13 protein-coding genes are annotated in these 22,307 nt (G+C 54.5%); 5 read left to right on the top strand and 8 right to left on the bottom strand.

The window, feature by feature from the left end:
• Positions 1–63 precede the first annotated feature (63 nt).
• The 5 genes from Poly41_RS31590 to Poly41_RS31570 form a co-directional block, all read right to left on the bottom strand.
• Positions 64–2,322, bottom strand: coding sequence for a polysaccharide biosynthesis tyrosine autokinase (locus tag Poly41_RS31590; RefSeq protein ID WP_146531366.1), 2,259 nt, complete (start codon positions 2,320–2,322; stop codon positions 64–66).
• A gap of 146 nt (positions 2,323–2,468) precedes the next feature.
• The gene (locus Poly41_RS31585) at positions 2,469–3,551 is read right to left on the bottom strand and encodes an exosortase/archaeosortase family protein (RefSeq protein ID WP_231616113.1); all 1,083 of its coding nucleotides are present in this window, start codon (positions 3,549–3,551) and stop codon (positions 2,469–2,471) included.
• A 1,022-nt stretch (positions 3,552–4,573) separates the two neighbouring features.
• The gene (locus Poly41_RS31580; protein ID WP_146531365.1) at positions 4,574–5,065 is read right to left on the bottom strand and encodes a hypothetical protein; all 492 of its coding nucleotides are present in this window, start codon (positions 5,063–5,065) and stop codon (positions 4,574–4,576) included.
• 956 nt (positions 5,066–6,021) lie between these two features.
• Positions 6,022–7,293: a polysaccharide biosynthesis/export family protein gene (locus Poly41_RS31575; protein ID WP_231616112.1), complete on the bottom strand. Its 1,272-nt coding sequence runs from the start codon at positions 7,291–7,293 to the stop codon at positions 6,022–6,024.
• Between the two features lie 292 nt (positions 7,294–7,585).
• Complete coding sequence (locus tag Poly41_RS31570; protein ID WP_146531364.1) at positions 7,586–8,251, bottom strand: hypothetical protein; 666 nt, start codon at positions 8,249–8,251, stop codon at positions 7,586–7,588.
• A 344-nt stretch (positions 8,252–8,595) separates the two neighbouring features.
• Between Poly41_RS31570 and Poly41_RS31565 the strand changes: the two genes are divergently transcribed.
• Together Poly41_RS31565 and Poly41_RS31560 are read left to right on the top strand one after the other, a co-directional pair.
• Entirely contained in the window at positions 8,596–10,095 is a 1,500-nt protein-coding gene (locus tag Poly41_RS31565; protein ID WP_197231904.1) for a sulfatase-like hydrolase/transferase, read from the top strand.
• On the top strand, positions 10,092–11,867 hold the full coding sequence (locus tag Poly41_RS31560; protein ID WP_197231903.1) for a hypothetical protein: 1,776 nt from the start codon (positions 10,092–10,094) through the stop codon (positions 11,865–11,867). The genes Poly41_RS31565 and Poly41_RS31560 overlap by 4 nt, the downstream gene beginning before the upstream one ends.
• Before the next feature lie 289 nt (positions 11,868–12,156).
• Here Poly41_RS31560 and Poly41_RS31555 read toward each other — a convergent pair whose 3' ends face one another.
• Both Poly41_RS31555 and Poly41_RS31550 read right to left on the bottom strand, forming a co-directional pair.
• Positions 12,157–13,524, bottom strand: a complete 1,368-nt coding sequence (locus tag Poly41_RS31555) for a sulfatase family protein (protein WP_146531362.1) — start codon at positions 13,522–13,524, stop codon at positions 12,157–12,159.
• Positions 13,525–13,625: 101 nt separating this feature from the next.
• Positions 13,626–15,998 (bottom strand): hypothetical protein, encoded by a 2,373-nt coding sequence (locus tag Poly41_RS31550; protein WP_197231902.1) that lies wholly within the window; start codon positions 15,996–15,998, stop codon positions 13,626–13,628.
• A gap of 572 nt (positions 15,999–16,570) precedes the next feature.
• On the opposite strand from Poly41_RS31550, the gene Poly41_RS31545 reads away from it, so the two are divergent.
• The 3 genes from Poly41_RS31545 (at position 16,571) to Poly41_RS31535 (ending at position 21,913) form a co-directional block, all read left to right on the top strand.
• Positions 16,571–18,904, top strand: a complete 2,334-nt coding sequence (locus Poly41_RS31545) for a PSD1 and planctomycete cytochrome C domain-containing protein (protein ID WP_231616114.1) — start codon at positions 16,571–16,573, stop codon at positions 18,902–18,904.
• A gap of 3 nt (positions 18,905–18,907) precedes the next feature.
• Positions 18,908–20,371: a DUF1501 domain-containing protein gene (locus Poly41_RS31540; protein ID WP_146531359.1), complete on the top strand. Its 1,464-nt coding sequence runs from the start codon at positions 18,908–18,910 to the stop codon at positions 20,369–20,371.
• A gap of 138 nt (positions 20,372–20,509) precedes the next feature.
• Entirely contained in the window at positions 20,510–21,913 is a 1,404-nt protein-coding gene (locus tag Poly41_RS31535; protein ID WP_146531358.1) for an outer membrane protein assembly factor BamB family protein, read from the top strand.
• A gap of 123 nt (positions 21,914–22,036) precedes the next feature.
• Here the strand turns inward: Poly41_RS31535 and Poly41_RS35290 are convergent.
• On the bottom strand, positions 22,037–22,307 hold a 271-nt coding region (locus tag Poly41_RS35290), incomplete at its 5' end, for a hypothetical protein (RefSeq protein WP_231616111.1).

The following is a 22,307-nucleotide window of genomic DNA, read 5'->3' as shown; positions in this document are numbered from 1 at the left end:
CATATGAGGCTTATTGGAGGGGATTTTGAGTTAAAACACGAAATACTTTATCTAGCAAAGGCATCAATGAGCCTCGCTGCTGCTTACGGCATAGTGATAGTCGCCGTAACGGTAGGCATATTGCCGTGCGGTAACACCACTAAAAACGGTCCCTGTCAACGTGGCTCCCGCCGCCTGCAACCGCCGTGTGGTCAGTTGAACGGTTTCAACTCGGCTGAGGTCACGCATGACACATAACAAGGTCGAATCGACGGACGCAGCAACCGCTAAGGACTCGCCTGCCGAAAGGACCGGTGCGGTATCGACGACGACAAATTTGTACTGCTTCAATGCTTGACTGATGAAGGCACGCATCGTGTCGGGATTGATCAATCGGTGTGGGCTGGAACTTAGCGGCCCAGCAGGCAACAGATGCACGAGGTCTCCGAGGGATTTGTCAGTGGCATCCGATAACTTTGCCTTGCCCGAAAGAACGGCGGACAAACCAGGGCCCATTTCCAAGCCGAACAATCGATGCTGGTCAGGGCAACGCAAGTCGGCGTCCACTAACAACACCGTATTGCCGGTTGCTTTGGCAATCGATAGAGCCAACTGTGACGCCACACTGCTCTTCCCTTCCCCCGACACACTGCTGACGACCGCGATCGTCCGCGTGTCTTTCCATTCGGTCGATAAAAACAAATTGGATCGAAGCGAATCGATACTCTCCTCGAACACGCGTCGACTTCGCGACGACTGAGGCCCCGACGGTAATCGGGAAACCTCGCCAACGACAGCAAGCGACGTACACATTGAACTGTCGGTTACACGCCGAACTCTCAATTCCCACAACAGGCCTAACAGGAATGGGATCATCAGGGCGCCACCGCCGAAAACCGCCATCTGCTTCACCGGCAACGATTCAATGGGAGTTCGTGGCGGCGTTGCGGCGGCGAGAGTACGGACCGCCCCATCTTGCCTTCGCTCGGTCCGAATCGCAGCCACTCGATCGCGAAGCTTTTTCAGCACATCATTGGCGACCGCTAACTCTTCTTGAGCAAATTGCAATTCGGCAGTCGCACCGCCAAACTGTTCCATGCGGATCCGTTCTTCTTCGTATTGCTTGTTCAGAACATCCAACTTCATTTGGAGCTGTTGACGTGTTTGCTGTTTGCTCGCAACGCGATCTTGTGCACCGAGCTGCTGCTGCAACTTCGCCTCGATACGGCTTCTTTCCAATTGATCCTTGGCCAGTTCATTTAGCTTTTCTAGGGCGACGACACGAGCGGCTTGCCGCGATTCCTCGAGCGTCTGTTCCCATTTTTTTACTTTATCCAATGTTTCGCGATAGTATTCCCCTTGGATTCGAACTAAATCGCTATCTTCCATGTTCATCGCAATCGACTTGTAGCGCTGAATCATGCTTTTGGCTTCAACAACGTCTGTGTCTGCATTCACCCAGCTTGCGATCTCGCCTTCACTTGGTTCCGGTATGACCAACGAGTCCGACATTGGATCGCCTGAGACCAAAACCCCACTGTCCTTCATCGCCTGCTGAGCATCGAGGACCGAAATCTCAACATTTAGTTCGGCGATTTGTTGCCGCAGTCGTGTCATCAAGGAGAAACTGCTCGAATCTTCCAGCGTCGAAACCCGTTCGCCAGGCGAATAGCCCAACGTTTGCTCACTCAGACTCTGGACCACTCGCTGCCGGTCGCTGACCTCACGTTCCCAACGCTGGATTTCTGGCTCGAGCCAGCGTTCCAGGTTACTGACACGGGTGCTGTCAAACGAATCACGCTGCCGCAAATAGGACTCCACGACCGCGTTACAGACGAGCGCCGCCGCCTCGGGGTCGGTATCCTTGTAGCTGACGACCAAGCGTGTGGAAGTCCCGCCGCTGGCGACGCTTAAATTTCGCTGCAAGGACTGCTCTGCCGATTCGGGATCCGAAAGACTGGGTGCCATGCGATTCTCAGGATCGGCCAGTACCGGATCGAGTACGATGGGATTGAAAAACAGAGACGTTTCCGTCCTTGCAAGATCTTTCACCATCGGCATGACGCCTTGAAATACCACGTAGTCTTCATTGGCTTCGAGCAGATGTTGGGCGCGGTATTCGGGAACAAACGTTCGTTGGACAGCCAGCGCGGCAGCGCCCGCCAAGATGATTCCGATAGGTAGCGCCCACGGCCAACATCGGCGAAAGGTGTGCCAAATTAACCACGGATCAAATTGTCCGGCGGAACTCGTCGCCGCGATCGACTTGCTGGGCACCGCCGTGGGAAGGGGTGGAGGAGCGATTCGCCCCGCATGTCCACTGGTTGCTTTATGATCGTTCATCGTGGTTGCAAATTTGTAAAAATGATTGCGCCGGCACTAAAACTGGATCTTATCAAGTGGCTGATTTCATTCGGCCGACCTGAATGAGGAAGCGTCAACAGGGTTTCAAACCCGCAGCGTCATACAACGGGTAGAGTGTTCACACGCTACGAGGAGCCTTGCAGCCCAGCGGAACTCAAGAAATCCTTTGCCGTCAGCTGCTCGATCGGACGGTAAAGGTGTTCCCAGTAAGTTTTTAGGAGCCACAATAAACTAAACGCGACAGGAATCATGATGTACCCAGAAACATCATGAATGGTGTGGCGAATTTGTGGATCACTGAAAAACTGATACAACACACCAATCGAAGCAATGCGCAGTGCGTTGACGAAAATGGCCAACGGGACGGTTGCGGCCAGGATAATCAGACGGTCCAACCAGGTGCGGCTTGCCATCGACGCCCAAAAAAATGCGAGTGCGGCGACACCGATAAAGATCCTCAAACCCGAACATGCTTCCTCAATCATGAGCCGCTCGTCGTTGACCCAAACGATGTGCGCTTCGGAGACCGCGGGCTGGCCCAACACACGCAGCATCGCCGTGCTTACATGAGTCGCGACGCCCTGCAATTTCCAACTCAGCAAGCTTTCGGCTTGAAAGGGCAGCGGAATCATGAAAAACAAAAACAACACGGCCGGCAAACTCCAGCGGAGCATCCGCCATCCGAGCAGGAACCAAATCGCACCGGCCACCATCAACAAAATCGACCAACCGTCGAGGAAATCGGCATAGACCAGTCGTCCCAGCCAACGCATACCAATCCCGGCTGCTATCAGCAGTAGGCCACCCAAACTGATAACCGATCGCATCGGAGGAACCGAATCACGACGACTCCATAACAAAAACAGAGCTAGAGGAAGCACCAGATAGCCATGAGAGTAATCAGGTTCGTTTCGCCACGAATCTTCCATCCAACGAAGCGTTGGCAGGTAGGCGTACAACATTGCGATAAAAAATACGGCGGCGGCAGGCAGGATCGACGTTAACCAAACACGTCTTGAGGGAGGCTGCATCAAGTAGTCGTCCGCAATCGGCTTGCCCAGCCTGGGATCCGCTGCAACCGACGGTTTTCCGCCGCTGGCCGGGTGCGGCGCCTGAACTGCGCCCGACATCGCCTGACTTGAACGGGCATGTGCCGAAGGGCCGACGGGCGTCATCCGGCGGCGTCTTTTTCTGCTTGATTTTTTCATTGTGGATCAGCGAAGTTGTCTTTAAACCAAGATCTCACATCCGATGCTGTACACGAAGTCACTCGCTTGTCACGATACCCCGCTCAAGCAGGGTGTCAACACTCAAATTTCAGATTGAGATCGGAAGATCGAGAAAGGTGGAGGAATCGCCCTACAAGGTAACCAGAACGATGAAGTCTGACATTACCGGTCACCTTAATCCCAGTGGACATTTGGTGTTGATGAGGCGTCTATCAGTCGCATTCCGTATGATCCAGTGTCAATTTGAGACAGCCTTGCGAGCAATTGGTAGAAATCACCAGCTGTTGCAGCTCGAATCAGCGATGGCTTCGTTTCCGTCGAGTCTGGATTGCCCACCCGGGTCGCGTCTTTACCGGGATTTCCGCGATTTTCATTACGATCCCCCCGATATCGGGTTGAGCAATTTTTGCAGTTGTCGACGGGCTTGGCGCGCCGATTGCTTAAGATAGTGCATAATTGGTATTGCACTGGCAGTGACTAGCTGTTATCCCAATGCAACTCTCCTCATCGTTATAGGCTCGGGAAGCAGACTTATGCTCCTTTATCTTACCGTAATCGCTTGCATTTTTGCCGCCACGACCGTGGTGGTGATCTTTTTATTGAATCGGGCACCTCAATTAAAAGTTGAGGAAGATGCTACGGAGGAGGTTGTTCGTGCGTGTCAATCGCGAACCGGTCGCCTTACCCGAGCGTGGCCTCAACGACAGGAGCAAGCGTCAGGAAAATCGGTCCACATTTCAGGTCCAGCGGCATTGCCGCGTCCGATGAAGCAATTCGGCCCCAAGGCGGGTTGATCGAAAGTCTCGTGGACCGTCAGCATTAAGTTTTAGGGTAGTGGATTTCGCCAGAAATCCGTAACTCAAATGTTCTTACGGGACTTCTGGCGAAGTCCACTACGTCGCAACTCGCAGTTTTAAGCTTGACGGTCCGCTAGAAACTACCACGACATTGTGCCTATCAAAACCTTGATCCACGGCGGAAATCGGCGATCGGCCTGGATTTCAGTGCACTGCCGTTTGACGCTCTAAAATGCTGACACGCGTTTCAAGCTGCTCGATCTTGGCTGCCATTTTCAGTACGAGCAAGCGGAGCTGTTGATCGGTTAGTTCGGCAATCGAAATGGGCTTCTCAGCGCGTTGTGAGGTCGTGCGTTTCCCTGGATCACGGGCAAGCACGTTAAGCTCTTCTCGTATCGTTGCGATTCTTTGCTTCACATCGCCGAGAGCTGGATGATTTGCCCCCATTCCCGCTTCCGACCGTTGCAGCAGTTTCAGCTCATTTGCCAGCTTAAGCTCGCGTTCAGTGAGTTCCGCTGGCGCCTCGCCGTCCGATTTCGCATCCCGACTTGCCGCCGAGGCCGATTCGTCGGCGGGATGAAATGGATTCGGAACATCCTGCGCAAGCGTGATCGAGACGCAAGTTGCCGAGCCGGCGAGCACGATGCAAGCCGCAACCCAGTTCCGAAACGAAACGTGGAGCTTCGATTGGTTCATCTTCGATTTCTCTTTCCAGGAACGATAGGGACGCCATCGCGTACGTCAAACGACGCGACGTCTAGTTTCTCGCCGTTTATCCAACTCGGTCCTATTAGGTTAGCGTAAAGAAACAAGAAGATCCAATCGCTTGGTCTGATCGAGGCAGGGAAGGTGAAGATGCAGAATGGGTGCGATCACGGAGCACCCGAGGAAACTGGCTCCGCTCGTCCCGTTTCGAGGTCGAGCCGTTTTGAAGCTGTTTGTCCGTTGGAGCTTCGCGATGTCGCCTCGAACACGTACGCGGAGGAGGTCGATCCCAAGGATCGCGAGGGGGCAAGAGCCAAGAACGCATTCCCGTCGGTTAGTCAGGATGATTCACGTAGGCCGGCAACAAGGTCGCACGTGTTGCCGGAGCGGCGTCAATGCCTTTGTCCTCATGCGCAGTGTGCGAGCAGAGATGACGAGCAATTTGCGACCGAAGTTCCGGCACGGCAAGCATTTACTTGATCCGGCCTACATCGGTCATGGATAATTTGGGCGAGCCGCCGTCATCTCCAAAAGGAGAGGTAGCGACGACTTCGCTTCATGATAAACGGCTCATTCGGCGAAAGCGTGCGCAGAAGGTTTTCCAGGCATTTCTCCAGTGTCCAATCATTGCTTGCAGGAGCTATTTTCTCTTGGTATCGTGCGGTTGCCGGGAGAAACGGAGTCGAGCTCTGCAGAGGTGCAACTTGACAAGGGATATCCCGGTCGACGGTGCGCCAATGGTGCTACCGGTTCCCGGCGGACGACCGTCCGTCGGGGACTCTTTTCAAACAGATCATTGGACACTGGAGCCAAACCTCCAAAACCTCGAGTCTGGGTTCCGCGCGCTTCCGCGGGATGAGCCAGATAAACAACGTATTCAAAACGGAACGATTTGTTTCGCGGGCAGCGGCAATCGAACGCACAACTTGGCTCCACGTTTTGCGAAACTATCGATTCTGGTTGAACAGCTGACTGATGCCGTAGGTAAAGAACGTTCCCAAACCGAAGTTGAGCAGTTCCTCGTGCGGTTTGTATCGAAGGACGAGCGTATCGCCAGGTTGGACCAAGATGTTCTCTGCAGAACTGTTTAGCGCCAACTGCAGGTCAACCGCGATGTTAAAGGTGCGACCGCTGGGAAGTTTGCGGATCACGAATAGCTGGGTTGGCTTTGCGCCGCCGAGTCCCGCAACTCCTCCACCGATGCCGCCGGCCGAGCCGCCTTGACTATCGATGCCCATCCCAGCCAGCGCCATTGCACCGAGCACGTCCAGGTCATAGTCGCGAGGAATTGGGAATTGGCCGCCGCGCAACAAACCGCCCGTATAGAACAGTTCGCTTTCTCTTGATTCGACATAGACAATATCTCCTTCGGCCAATTCAACGTCTCGTGGATTGATCGTCGGCAGCCGATTCGGCGGTACGCGAAGGGGCACCTTGATAACGTACTGATTCTCAACGCCTGTGTCGATCATCATTGGATCCGCGCTGTAACACTCCAGTTCGGGCTGTTCGATGCATTGGCAAGACCCTGATGCCAATTCTGCCATCAGCTGTGTGCGAAGATGGAGAGGGATTCGCGAAGTCTTGAAGATTGTCACCTCACTCTTCTCATTCACTCCAGGCAAACCGCCGGTGAGCGTCAATGCGTGCAGTAGATCATTTTGGTAGGCAGGCAACTTGAGGGGCGTGCCTCTTGCCGATTGGTCATTTGGGCTGAGCCCTTGACGAGCACTTTCTCGCAAGACAGTGACATTGTAGGTTCTTTCTCGAATGAGCGTCACGATTGGCACGATGTTTTTCGAGGCCAAGACATCTTTTTCAATGTATTTTTCTTTGATTTTTGTTCGAGCCTGATCGATCGTCATCCTTTTTACACTGAACGGATCGATCAAGGGTAGAGACAGCATCCCGTCTTCTTGCACCGCGATCGGGAACCCCACCGAGGGTGGCAGCACACTGTCCGAATCAGGGAAGTGCACCGGAGGAGGTTGCGGAATCGCCGTGGGACTCGAGAATGGCAAAACGCTTTCGATGTACACGCCCAGAATGTCGCCTTCATCCAATTGATAATGATCGCTAGGCTGGACCGCTAACATCACCGCGGGCACGTTTACGTACTCACTACGGCGGATTCCAAGCAGTTCAGCAGGCAGGTGCGATACGGGTGTCCCTTCCATGGGCGTGAGCAATGAAGTGCATCCGGTGGAAAAGAGGATCACGATCGTTGCCGCCCAAGCGAACATCCTAGACGCTGGCTGGACGACGCCACTTTGTGCGCGATTTACCGTTTTTTTCTGAGTTAATCTCGGTTGGAGCGGCAAGACGCTAGCCGCCGGTATTTCGTGGGCATGACCGGCGGCTAACGCCTTGCCGCTCTCAAATTGGCGCTGTCCAGCTAGACATTCGTTTCGTCGACCGGCGACTGATCTTTGTTCGTGTGATTGCATCATCTTGGCTTCCATGCCATGAGCGAAATTGGGAAAAATTTTTCTATCGAATCCGACCGCTACGCTATTGAGGTTCGATCACTACTGGTTCGATCGCTGCCGGTTCGATCGCTAAATCAGACTGTGGCGAGACGGTGGGTTCCGTGGATGACAGCCATTCAGGAACCGGGTGCTCATCCATCATCGAGTCGGTTTCGATGGGATATTCGATGGGCACGCCAAGGGAAGAGTTTGAACACTCACACGGCGAACACATTAGCGCTGGATCGATTTCCGCGAGTCGCCATCGATCGACGCCTCGTGACAATGCGGCCGCTTGTCCATAGTTGTAGCCGTCGTACCAGTCGCTGGCGCAAGGGTACGTGTGATGGATTGTGTGGCGGCTTAGCAAGGGTCGCAGTGGAACGGGTGGTGGCGAATCCGCAGTTCCTAAAGCGGTTTCGACATACGCGGTTACGAACCCGTGTTTCGCATCCGCAGCAGCACCATCACGCTGCTGGTACCGTTGCTGGTGACAGTCTTTCCAGATCCGGTTGGCCTGGCGTTCGGCAGCCCAACGAAGGACCGTTCGTCGTTTCAGTTCTTCATAGGGCGCACATGTTGCCCGCAGGCTGGCGGCGCAACCGCTGATCAGGACCGCGAGTAACGCCAGATGAAGCGTTAGGAAAATGGGTAGCAGTTTGGCGGACGCCAAGTCGCTACCCGATCTGAATCGAAATTTGTGTATCATGTGAATTGCACTCCATTGCCGTCGACACCCTTGCTAACTGTTCGGCCGTCTAAGACGCTATTTCGCAATCAAACCAGCTCGCCATGCTTGAAGCGTTTCATCGATGAAACCCTGTTTGCTGTGTCGACCCCCATAACCGTCAAAACCAGCAAGTGGGTTTGCGCGAATCGAAGAAAGAACATGCCTGATCTGGCAAAAGTCAGACAAGCTGTCGTCGACCTAACCGATGCCGTTGTTCACCAACCGCGGAAGTGATACATCCGTTGCTCGCTAGGTGCCCGGGCTGGACACGTTACAATACACCGGGTGTCAACGTCCCTCAAAAGCTCAAAATGCCATTAAATATGAAATGGAACACAACTCTCGTTCTTGGGTTGCTTCTTTCTTTAGCCGCTGCGAATCGTGGGCAAGCTGACGAGAACCCTCTCGCTGGCCGCCCCAATCTCGTGATGATTTTCACGGACGATCAACGCTGTGACGCGATCGGCTACGCGGACAATGAAGCAATTCAGACACCCAACCTCGACCGACTGGCACGGGCCGGCTTGATCTTCGAGAACTGCTTCGTCAATACCTCCATTTGCGCCGTGAATCGCGCCAACCTCCTTTCGGGTCAGTACCCCGCTCGCCACGGTATCGATGATTTCTATAAGTCCTTTACGCCGGAGCAGCTCTCAGACTCGGTGCCCGGTCGATTGAGACATGCCGGCTACCAGACAGCCTTTTTCGGAAAGTGGGGTGTTGGCGATTCACCCGAGCGGACTCACCAGGGGGCCGCCGTCTTCGATTACTGGGCTGGGCAGCCTGAGCAGACGAACTATTTTCACGAGTCGGATTGCCGTTACGTGAACTTCGACGGATTCACGCGACCTCTTGATGATCTCTGTGACTGTCCGGCGGACTCACGTGGGAAAGCAGGCCACAGCGTTCGCATTGGTCGAGAGAACCTGGTGGAACCGATCCATGTCGACTCACAAGTGACACCGCTCCATGTAAAGCGGTTCCTTGACGGTCGCGACAAAAGTCGCCCGTTCTGCATGATGCTTTTCTTCAAATCGCCCCACAGCCCGTTTGGCGATTGGGATCCGTCGCTTGCCGGTGCGATCAAGCCTGGCAATATCCGGTTCCCCACCGCCGCGACTCAGGCCAATGCGGATCGCGAACCGGAAATCGTCAAGCAGTCGCTTGGCTGGCCGGCCGGGCAAACGCTGCTGAGCAGTCCCAGCCGACACGACAAGACCATCCGTGACTACTATCGTTCGATCGCCAGCATGGACCTCGGCGTCGGCCGCGTGATGGACGAGTTGATGCAGCGGGGTCTGGATCGAAACACCGCGGTGCTGTTCACGTCGGATAACGGACAATTCAGCGGCGAACATGGCCTGGCCGGAAAGTGGTTGATGTACGAGCCGTCGCTGCGAGTTCCCGGGTTCCTCTATGACCCACGCGTTAACGGCGGTCAGTCCACCGACCGCATGGTCATCACAACCGACTTCTCGGTTACAATGCTCGCGTTGGCCGGACTGGAAATCCCCGATTCGATGACGGGTCGAGACCTGACCCAACTGGCCGAGAACCCACAAGCAGCTTGGCGAGAAGACTTTCTCTACGATCATCCCTATGGCCACAGGGGACGCATCCCGCGCACACTTGGCGTACGGACGACGACTCACAGCTACACGCGATACATTGACCCTGCTCCACCATTTGAGCAGCTTTTCAATCTTCAAACCGACTCCGATCAACTGCACAACCTGGCCGAAAATCCCGAGTACGCCGAACTGCTACTTCAACTCCGCCATCGCTGTGATCAACTCGCAGCAGAGGTCGGGCCCGTTCCATGATTTGCTGTCGCCTTGGGATCCTTTCGTTCTTGCTCCTCGGTCCGATACTCTCGGCAAGTTTGTTTGGGCAAGGCCTGCCAGAAAACATCGCGGATGGATGGGTCGCCACCGACGCACTCGGGCGAAAGATCGCTGATCACGCGAGGGCGGGGGACCGCAGGAAGGACAAGCAAATCGCGATGTTCTACTGGAATTGGCATACGTCGCCATTTATTGACGTGGAGCCCGTCAACGTGGAGAGCATCCTGTCTCGTAACCCCGATGCGAGCAATGATTACGAACATCCCGTCTGGACCAGGGGCGGACGTCATCACTGGAGCGAGCCTCTCTTTGGTTACTATGTGAGCACCGACGACTGGGTACTGAGGAGACACGCGGAAATGCTGGCCGATGCTGGGGTGGACGTCGTCGTTTTCGATTGCACCAACCATACGTTCATGTGGGATGACGCTCTTCATGCGCTGGGACGCGTTTGGTCGCAGGCGCGAGACGATGGCGTGCGGGCACCTCAGATTGCCTTTATGTGCCCTTTCAGTCCTTTGGACAACTCCCGGGTACTGATTACGAAGATCTACGAGAACATCTATAAAAAAGGGCTCTACCGGGACCTCTGGTTCGACTGGGAGGGCAAGCCGCTGATCATGGGTTATCCGGACAACCTTTCCAAGGAAGTGCAAGACTACTTTACGTTCCGCCCCGGTCAGCCGTCGTACAACCGAGGGCCTTCCCGGCCCGACCACTGGGGCTGGCTGGAATTCTATCCACAGAACGGGTACGTCGAATGCTCGCCGGGCGAGTTTGAACAGCTGACAGTCGGTGTCGCCCAAAACGCAACCGATTCCCTGACCCCCGCTGCGATGAACGACATCATGCAAGTGTTCGGGCGCAGCTACACACAGCGAAGTGGGATGGATAGCCGGCCAGACGCAGTCAACCGTGGGCTCAATTTCCAAGAGCAGTGGGAGCGAGCTTTTCAAGTCGATCCCAAGTTGATTTTTGTCACCGGATGGAATGAATGGACTGCGGGAAGATATAAGGAGTGGCAAGGGACGACCAACGCACTGCCCGATCAGTGCAACCAGGAATACAGTCGCGACATTGAACCCATGAAGGGCGGACATGGTGACAATTACTACTATCAACTCATTGACAACGTACGCAGATTCAAAGGCGTTTCGGCACCCCACACGCCCTCGGAGCCGATGACGGCCGTCATTGATGGATCGTTCGACGAATGGGATCGCGTGAAACCTATCTTCCGAGACCACCGAGACGTGATTGCACCTCGTGACCATCGAGGCTACGGAAGTAGCTGGTACAAAGACGATAGCGGACGTAACGACATCGTGATCAGTCGAGTTGGCCGAGATGCGGAATGCCTGTACTTTTACGCAGAGACGACCACCGAGATTTCGCCTCCTTGCGACAAGTGGATGATGCTATTGATAGACGTCGATCGAGACAAAAACACCGGTTGGGAAGGATATGATTTTGTCATCAACCGTAAAGCTCCGCGCAATGGCAAGGCGATCCTGGAATCTTCTCTCGGTCAATGGAAGTGGAATGAGGTTGCAGCGGTTGATTTCAAGGTCAGTGGCACGCACCTTGAGTTGCGGATTCCAAAAGCTCGACTCGCACCCGCAAAGATCGTCGACGGCTTCGAGTTCAAGTGGTCGGATAACATGCAGACCGAGGGGAACATCATGAGCTTTTACCTCCATGGGGACGCCGCCCCCTCAGGACGGTTTAACTATCACTACCCGGCATATTGACCGGGCGACTTTCCAGCCCAGATTATTCGTTGGAGTGGTAGGCTTTAGCCGATTGCCTACTGGATCCTTGCGGGATCGGTTAAAGCCTACGACTCCAACGTGCGCAGTCTGTTTTTTACTCAATCGATGTCAGCTGATTGCATACAAGGAGTTGCGGGGAATAGGTTTGGACGGATGAATAGTCCGGGCCCGAGAAGTCGATTCCGACCAACCTGGAATCGAAGCAGGGACAGCCGAAGGAACTCCGAGGGACGCTTCGCAAGTTCCGTATTCGGCTGTCAAAGCGTTTTCAATCATTGTCCTTTCCGGGTGCAAACGCCCAACCGTGACCCGTTGGAATGATCGGTTCTCCAGTACGAATCTTTGGAATCTCTCCGAGGGGCGTGAGTGTCCGAGTCCATGCTTCGTGCTGTGCAGCCATTTGCGTGACGACATCGGGATGCTGTGATGCGATGTCGTGTTCTTCCCGTGGGTCGGACTCCAGATCGAACAACTGCCACGGATCCTTATCGTACTTCTTGTACAACCGCCAATCCTGCCAGCGGACGGCGATCAGGTGCCGGCGGACGGCGTCACCGGGTTCGTTGTTCAGCCAGTGCAGGTACTGGTGGGCGTCACCTGATTGTTCGCCACACAGATAGGGAAACAAATCCACTCCGTCGCAGTGCTGCGGGATTGTCTGCGTCGTGAGGGAAGCGATGGTGGAATAGAAGTCAAAGTTGGCAATCAGTCCGTCGTACTGTTTTCCCTCGGGAAGCACGCCTGGCATGGAGAAGAGGGTCGGAACGCGAACCCACCCTTCCTTCTGAGTCCCTTGTCCTTTTCCACCAGTGTACGGCCTTGAAGATCCTCCCTCACTTCCATTGGCTCCGTTGTCACTGCTGAAGATCACCAGCGTGTTGTTCCGCAGACCATCCTGATCGAGCGCTTCGAGCAGTTTCCCAACTTGATCGTCGACCGACACGATCGCCCCAGCCAGTTTCCTGCGGTTGTTCGGAGCGCTGGTTCGATCAGTGAGTCTCTCCGGCACTTCCTTGTTGGAGGAGTGGACGGCTTGCGGCGACCAATAGAGAAAGAACGGATCGGATTTGTGACGTTCAATGAAGCCCGTCATCAAATCGCCATCGTAGTCCGTCAACCAAACCGTTTCGCCACCTTCATCGACGCAGAAGTACTTTGAGGGTCCGCCTGTGTTGGACTTCTTCCTCGGCGGATTCTTCGACACCTCCGTGAATCCAACGTTCAGCGGTCCCTGTCGTTGCGTCCCAATGTCCCACTTACCGATCTGACCGGTCACATAACCGTGTTCTGTCAGAAACCTAGCCAGCGTCGGTCGGTCTTCCGGGATCGGCAGCCCGCGAGACATGCCATACTTTCCGAAACGCTGCCCGTATTGCCCCATCATCAGACTGCAGCGACTTGGACAGCAGGGCGGATTCGTAATGTACGACGCGGTAAAGCGAACGCCTTCTTTCGCCAGCCGATCGATGTTGGGGGTCGGTATGTCCGTGCACCCGTAACACCCAAGGTCGCCGTATCCAAGATCGTCGATGTAAATGAGGACAACGTTCGGCTTGTCTTGTGCTTGAGCGACCTGGCCGCATGAGGTGAGGAATCCGCATAGAATCCCCAAGGCGATTTTCGTTAAAGATTTCATGATGATCTTGATTTTTTGGGATAAGAATTTTTTCGGTTTGACGATTGATCGCAAGGGAAGGCCATCCTACTTCTCCGGGACTCGCGGTATCGTTCTTGGATTCATTTCATCTTAACCGATAGAACGGTTACGCAATCAAAGGGGGCAAGCTTGACGCTGAACGTGTCTTCGCTTTCGGATCGTAACAACTCCTCGCCGGTCATGGCGTCGCGGATTTCAGAAACTCTGTCGGCATCGCGAATCACGATCGACACGTTTTCACATCTCGGTGGCAGCGGACAATCGATTCGCTCTTGAATCCCTGCAATCAGTTTACCGGACTTTGAGGTCTTCGCGCCAGTGAATACCCAGGAGAAATCGTTCACCAGTGCGATGGTCATTTGCTTCTCTGACGGGTCGGCATAGTAAATCGCATGCACTTTTGGCAGGTTGCATTGGACTCGCACGTTCGGCGGTTCCACAGAAGCCACGCTTTGTGCGAGCCGTTCACTCGCGTCCGCCGTATCGTCAAAGTAAACGACCTGACCACCCGCTTGCTGAAATTGATCGACCGATCCTTGCATGCGTGTCGTGAGGTGGTCGCGACTGGGTAAGCAGAGCACCCGATAGCCATCGAGATGCCCCTGCTCCAATTGGCTGTCGGTAACCATGCTCACCGGAAGGTGCGCTCGCAAGAAGAAGCGGAAAGCTTCGTAGGTTGGACCCAAGACGTGCTTCCAGGCGAGTCCTTGGTCCGGCAGGTAGTGGTCGCGAGCATATTCGTTGTAGTGGATCGCAGCCCAACGATAGGGTCGCTTCCCAGCAAACGCAGGTGCCATTTGATTGCCCAAAGCGACGGCGTCACGAAACAACCCCGGATCCGGGATGGTTCGTTCGTTGTGATCCAGGTTGGCGACCCCACCGTGAGCAATCACGCCCGCCGTTGCAAATTTAGCGTGAGTCGCGTTGGGGAGTCCATGAATCCAAACATGAGGTGGGCGGCCATCGCATGCGTCGCGAGCAATCGCATAGCCAAGTGCCAAGCGAACATCATCATCGGGTTTGGCAAGGCTGGAGTTACCCTCAAAAAGCTGATTGGCCGTGGGGCGAATCGGCAGCGAGAATTCCGTCTTCATCGAATCGCTGATCCGGTAAAGCCGATGTGTCGTATGTCGGTCAAACATTTGCGGGTACGTGTTCGATCCAATCAACAGAACCGCATCCGAGTTGACCTCATGGATCGCTTTTCTCCAAGAGCGAAACACTCGCTCGATGGTGACGTTCTTAAACTCAATTGCTTTCTGGTAATGTACATCGAAAGGGTTGTTGCTGGTCGGGTAACGCAGCCCGGTTTCCTGTGTGAATCGTTGCTGACAGTTCTTGCACCAACAAAACGGCTTCGGCATGTGGACTTCATCAAAATAGAAGCCATCGGCTCCCATTTGGGTTAGCTCGATCAACCGAGTTTTCACAAAATCGGCGTAGGGCGTGTTGAAGCAGACTTTGGGGCCCCGCTTCTCGACGACCTCTCCGTCTATGTCTCGTACCGTCCACTCAGGATGCTGGTCCGCAACGTATTTGTCCTCCATGTGTCGGTGGTAGACCATGATTCGGCAGCCCGCCGCATGCGCTTCATCAATGATCTGTTTCGCGACATTCGTATCGAGCGTTTCGGGAAAGGATTCACCGACACTGCTTTGCCACCACGCCGGTTCGCTTCCCGAAACAATATGTCGAGCGATTTGGCTGAATCCAAGGGAGGCGAAGTGGTGCCCCGCTCTCTCGAATAAGTCGAGATCCGACGATCTCCATGGCCAACTCAATCGCGTGTGGGCGCAGACACGCGTCTCGTCATACCACCGTGGCAGTCGATAGTCTTCCAATTCATCAAGCCAGACAGGGGTGATCGGCTCGATTGGATCGTCAAGGTGAGAACGAACCCCAGCAACTCGCATCGCTGCGATCTGCTCCTTACTCGGTGGAGTACCCTCCCGGCCGATCCATAGGCAGTCGATGCGTATCGGAGATCCATACAGGGTTAGCTCATGAGTCCGTTGTTCAAGTGGAAACTCTCCCAGCGGTTCCCACTTCCAAGCCGATACGCCTGAAAGCGAACCGGTCGCGGGAAGGTCCGCTTGCTGCGGGTTGGAGTCAACAGAGAAGCGAAACCTCTGTGGATGGAGAGATGCGTAGCGCAGCCAGATCGTGTGCTTTCCCGGTTCAGCAGAGTCGATGCGATACACGCAGCGTCCTTCTTTGGGGAACAACCGAGAAACGGCTTTACCACTTGCTGCATTTTGATCATTCATGACCACAGCGAAGGAATCATCGTCGGGACGACGAGAAACATAGTGTTCCGCCTCGATCAAGAGGCCGCCTTTCGGGAAACGCTCCGACTCTCGCGGGACTTCGCCGTTCTGGGGCTGTGCTTCACTAACGCCCAGGAAACTGGCAATGAACCAGAAGACGGCTGCGGTTCGAATGAGGTGATTCATGTCCAATCCAATAGGTAGAAAAACAGGGACAGCGATGTCATCGGAGTCTCCGGTTGTAGTCATGATAAACGAACATGGCTAGTGGCTGGTCACAGCTAAGAATTGGGTTAGGACGGACTTCCCGTCCGTCATTTCGGTCAACAAAGAACGGACTCGAAGTCCGTTCTACAAATTCGCGGCAACCCCGAAAGGAGGTGTGACAGATCACGAGGGTCGCAATCCTGGACTGACAACCGTTTTGGCCATTCGGGTCTTTGCGGTTTACGCGGGGCGGGACGCGAAAGGCGATCCGTTCCAGGGGTACAGCATCGTCGTATGCTCTGGGATCAGAATCGCCCGATCCATGTTACCCCATCGGGATCTAAGAAAGTCGGGAAATCCCAACCGGGAAAGACGAGCCCTTCCAAATTCAATCAAGCTGGCTGTGATGTCTTTCCAAGGATGACCCTGGGGTAGATCTAGGTTAAAATCGGCGTACCAAGGCATCCCAGCCGAAATGGAGTGGAGGATATTCCTGTAACATGTTGAAGATGTATACGAAAACGATAGCCCTATTGGGTTTTGTGTTGCTGATGAGTCCCCACTCGGTGTCGGCTCAAGAGGTTTCTTTCAATCGAGACATTCGTCCGCTACTTTCCGATCGCTGTTTTGCTTGTCACGGCCCCGATGCTGAGTCTCGAGAGTCGGGTTTGCGTCTGGACCAGCCCGGCGGCGACGAGGGGGCCATTGGGTTTGTGATCGAGCCTGGCTCGGTTGCCGACAGCGAAATGTGGAACCGGATTACGACTGACGACGAATCCGAGATCATGCCGCCACCGGACTCCCATTTGAAGCCACTCTCGAAACAGGAGCTTAGCTTAGTCAGGCGGTGGATTGAATCGGGCGCCGAGTATGAAGGTTACTGGGCGTTCGAACCTCCGGCGCTGCCCGACGTGCCCGTCGTCAAGGACCCATCCTGGAGTGAGCAGACAATCGACTTGCATGTCTTGAAGAAGTTGGAGTCGATGGGGCGGTTGCCTGCAGCAGAAGCCGATTCGCGCACGTTGATTCGGCGAGTCACGTTTGATTTGACGGGCCTGCCACCCACGCGAGCTGAAATTGCACAATTCCTTGATGAGCAACAACAATCTCCCGATCAAGCCTGGGAGCAACTTGTTGATCGATTGTTGTCGCGGCCACAGTACGGAGAACACGTCGGTCGCTACTGGTTGGACCTCGTACGATTTGCCGACTCCGCCGGCATGCACAAAGACTTTTACCGAAACCATGTTGCCTATCGGGACTGGGTGATCCGGTCCTTCAACGCCAATCTTGGTTACGATGATTTTCTGCGTTATCAGCTGGCCGGAGATTTGTACCCGCATCCGTCGCAAGATCAACTCATCGCCTCGGGTTTCAATCGACTGCATCTGATCATCGACGTTGGCACCGCGTTGCCCGAAGAAAGTTTTTCAAAAAATGTGATCGACCGCGTGACATCGGTAGGCACAGCGTTCATGGGGCTGACAGTTCATTGTGCCCAGTGCCACGATCACAAATTCGACCCGATCACGCAACAAGATTTCTATTCACTCTCGGCGTTCTTTAACAACATCGACGCACAGCCGGAAACCGTTTCTGGGCGTGGTCCGAAAATGGGCTTGCAGCCTCCCTTTATTTCGTTGGCGACGCCCGATCAGCGAAAGCGGATTGATGAATTCGATCAAGCCATCGCTCAACTTGAAGAACTGAAGAAGCTTGCCGCGGAGGTTGAGGCGGAAAAGGAACTGTTGGCGTTATCCAAACGGCTAGAGCAGGGACGAGAAAAGTTCGACGAATCGATCCCCAAAGCGATGGTGATGAAAGAACGCGAGGAGATCCGGCCAACCTTTATTCTGCAGCGTGGTCAGTATGATGCACCGGGAGCAGAAGTTTCGAGGAACACTCCCAAGTTTTTTTCGCCACTGAAAAAATCGGGTGAGGTGGCGTCGAGATTGGATTTGGCTGAATGGTTCGTCGACCCAAGCAATCCACTGACAGCCCGCGTGGCCGTCAATCGGTTCTGGCAGCAATGTTTCGGTGTAGGACTCGTCAAAACCTCGGAGGATTTCGGCAATCAAGGCGACGTCCCCTCTCATCCGGAACTACTCGATTATCTGGCGGTCTCGTTCCGGGAATCGGGCTGGGATGTCAAAGCGCTGTTGAAACAGGTTGTCATGTCGAAGACGTATCGTCAGTCATCGATTGCCACACCCGAGGAATTCAAGGCCGATGCGGAGAACCGTTTACTCGCCCGTGGATCTCGCTATCGGCTCGATGCGGAGATGATTCGTGATCAAATCCTTGCAACGAGCGGCCTGCTTTCCGACAACATGTATGGCCCAAGTGTGAAACCGCCTCAGCCCAAAGGGCTCTGGCAGGCCGTCTCGATGATTGGCGAACGCTATCAGCCGGACACGGGCGAAGCGACTCATCGTCGCAGCGTCTACACTTTTTGGAAGCGTTCGATGCCACCGCCGCAAATGACGATCCTGAACGCACCGCTTCGAGACGCCTGTATTGCGAGACGCGAACGAACCAATACGCCCACGCAAGCGTTGTTGCTATTAAACGAACCTGAGTATCTCAGAGCCGCTCGCGAGTTGGCAGTCCTCACGCTCAAGCAACCCGCCGGCCAGCGACTCGATTTCGTTTGGGAAACGGTCTCAGCCCGACTGCCCGACAAGAACGAAAAAGCCGTCTTGGAAGAGTTGCTTGTTGATCTTAAAGCAAAGTACTCCGCCAATCCAGCACTTGCCAATGAGCTTTGCCAAGGCATCGAATGGTCGGCTGAGGAATCGACGGCCCAGCAAAATGCTGAAGTTGCCGCTTGGACAATCCTCGGCAATGTTGTCTACAACCTTGATATCACCAAAACCAAAGATTGAATCATGGCATCCGCTGAAACAATGGATTCGTCGCACAATCGGCGGCGTTTTTTGACCAACGCCGGTATGGGATTGGGCGTCGCTGCCTTTGCCAACCTCCTCGCCAGCCAAGGCTTTGCGACCCCGGCGGGGGCCGCTTCGATATCAGGTGGAACGAGAGGTCCCCATTTCCCTGCCAAAGCAAAGCGGGTTATTTTTCTTTTCATGGCCGGTGCCCCCAGCCAGATTGACCTGTTCGATTACAAACCCGATTTAGTGAAACTCTTCAAAACCGAGCTTCCGAAATCGGTCAGCATGGGGCAACGCGTCACGGCCATGACCAAAGGCAAGTCCCAATTGATCGCGCCGTCTAAGTTCAAGTTCTCGCAGCAAGGCGACAGTGGGATTTGGATGAGTGAATTGCTACCCCACCTTTCGGGTCATGCGGACGAGCTCTGTTTCATCCGATCGATGAATACCAACGCCATCAACCACGACCCCGGCAAGACCTCGTTTTGCACCGGATCGGAGATTCCAGGCAAACCCAGCATGGGCGCTTGGTTGAGCTATGGCATCGGCACGATGAATAAAGACCTGCCGGACTACGTGGTTTTACCTTCCGCGTTTTGGAGCGGCAAAGTCAACGTTCAAGCACTTTACTCACGGCTGTGGGGAAGTGGTTTCTTGCCTTCTAAACATCAGGGAACCAGTTTCCAAGCGGTTGGCGATCCAGTTCTATTTTTGTCAAACCCCTCCGGTGTCGATGCGAAGATCCGACGCCGAATGCTCGATTCCTTGAGCGAACTGAATACAAAACATTACTCTGAAATTGGCGATCCGGAGATCGAAACGACGATCGCTCAGCAGGAAATGGCGTTTCGAATGCAGACGTCTGTTCCCGAATTGACTGACATTTCCGACGAAACGCCAGAAACGCTGGAGATGTATGGGCCCGATATCGACAAACCCGGTTCCTATGCGAGGAATTGTTTGTTGGCTCGGCGTATGGCTGAACGTGACGTGCGTTTCATTCAGCTTTTCCATCGTGGCTGGGATCATCATTCGAGGCTTCCCGAAAACATGCTCGGCCAGTGTCGCGACGTTGATCAACCAACCGCCGCCTTGCTGACCGATTTGAAACAGCGGAATCTGTTGGAGGACACGCTGGTTGTGTTTGCTGGCGAGTTTGGCCGAACGGTCTACGGCCAAGGCAATTTGACGGTTGACAATTACGGCCGCGACCACCATCCACGATGTTTCACCGCGTGGCTTGCAGGCGGCGGTGTCAAAGGCGGGTTCGAGTATGGCAAGACGGATGAATTCAGCTACAACGTGATCGAAGACTCGGTTCATGTTCGCGATCTGCACGCAACCATGATGCATCTGTTGGGAATCGATCACACCAGACTGACTTTTCCGTTTCAGGGTCTCCAGCAGAAATTGACTGGCGTCGAACCAAGCCGCGTGGTGAAGGAAATCATCGCCTGAACTGTGGCGAATCGCCATCCCCTTTTCTGGCTTTGGGCCAAATGCACAGAATGCGGGTGAAACGGTGAAAGAGTGTTTGCTTGACGGGTGTCGATAATTCAAAACCAAGCAACCTCCCTCTTTTAAGAGTCATCCAAGATGCGAATGCACCGAAATCTTCAATGGAACATGCCGCTATGGGGGTGCGTTGCTGTTGTTAGCCTCTTCGGATTCCAGATCGAGACGCTCGCGGATAACTGGCCGCAATTCCGCGGATCCGGCGCGAACGCGGTTTCCTCGGCGCCCTTGCCGTTGCGATGGTCCGTTGAAGATGGAGAAACTCATAACATTCGCTGGCAGATTCCGGTTCCCGGCGAAGGGTGGTCGCAACCAGTCGTCTGGGACGGACGAATCTTCTTGACTTCTGCCGTGCCCGTTGCCGAAACGGAAGGCACCGGACCAGAAGAGAGCGTGGGGGGCGATGGCTATCGGCAGGACGATCTGATGGGCACAGAATATCGTTTTCAAGTGATGTGTTTCGATGTCGACTCTGGTAGCCAATTGTGGGAGACGACATGCAAGCAAGGTTGTCCACCGATCCCGAGGCACAGCACGAACACCTACGCCACGGAAACGCCCATCACCGATGGGCAGCGGATCTATGCCTATTTTGGGATGAATGGCGTCTACGCATTGGACCTACAAGGCAACGTGCTGTGGAAAAAGGATCTTGGCGTCTATGAGATGCGAGCGGATTGGGGAACGGCCAGTTCGCCAACTCTATTTGACGGTCGGATTTTTATACAAGTTGACAATCAAGTTGATTCCTTCTTGGTCGCATTGGACTGCAAAACGGGTGATGAGGTTTGGCGAGTTTCCCGTGACGAAAAGTCGCAGTACAGCAGCCCTATGGTTTGGCGTAATTCGGTACGCAACGAGTTGATTGTTGGCGGCATGGTGTACCGATCCTACGATCTGGATACTGGAGAACTGCTATGGCAGCTCGACATGGCCAAGGGCCGCAGTTCGGCAACGCCGATTGCTCACGGCGACCGTCTGTTCGTCGGCAACGAGTTCAGAGACCGCGGTGGCGAAGACGACGGCGGAGGGAGGCTGTTTTGTGTCAAACCCGGTGGATCCGGCGATATCACTCCTCCCGAGGATGCTTCGAAAAGTGAATTCGTCGATTGGTGGATCGAGAAAGCAGACATGCAGATGGCATCGCCCACAATTTGCCATGGAAAGATGTATCTTTTTGAACGTCGAACGGGCAACATGCACTGCCTTGACATCTCGAATGGAACGACGGCCTATCGAAAGCGGGTTCGTGGTGCCAGAGCATTCTGGGCGTCGCCGTGGACCGACGGCAACCGTGTTTATGCACTCGACTCCGATGGCACCACGCATGTCTTTTCCGCTGGCGATGGGTACGAACTGCTTGCTGCCAATGAACTGGATCAGCAGTCATGGGCGTCGCCTGCTTTGGCAGGGGGTCGAATCTATCTTCGCACGGTGGACCAGCTCTATTGCATCGATGACCTTAACGAGCAGGAACTGGATTAATCCTGCATGACGCAACGGCAAGTTGAACCCCGCAGTCCGTCGCCATCTTCCTCAGGGTCCGGATTTGCAGACAATCAGCAATCGGCCTGTTGGCGGGTTTTTAAGTTGTGACGAACACAGTGTTTAGGTATCCAACCACCCCTGCCCGCGCAGCGCTCGTTGTACCCCACATCCTAATCCGGTGATATGTTTTTGGCTCCTGGTCCGAATGTGTTCCATGCGTTGGACAGGTCGTGGCAGCGTTGCATCCCGATCCACAAGGTCTGCGTCGGTATCGATCGGTAAGGTGGTCACCAGCATCCAGCAAATCGGATCCTCCCCTTCGGGTACATTGACCTCTTCGCACAGCACCACGTTGACGCGGACGCTCGGGGGAAGATCCTTCGAGCCAACG

Origin of the sequence: Novipirellula artificiosorum, from assembly GCF_007860135.1 — a bacterium.
GTDB classification, from domain to species: domain Bacteria; phylum Planctomycetota; class Planctomycetia; order Pirellulales; family Pirellulaceae; genus Novipirellula_A; species Novipirellula_A artificiosorum.
This window is presented reverse-complemented; position numbering and strand designations above follow the sequence as displayed.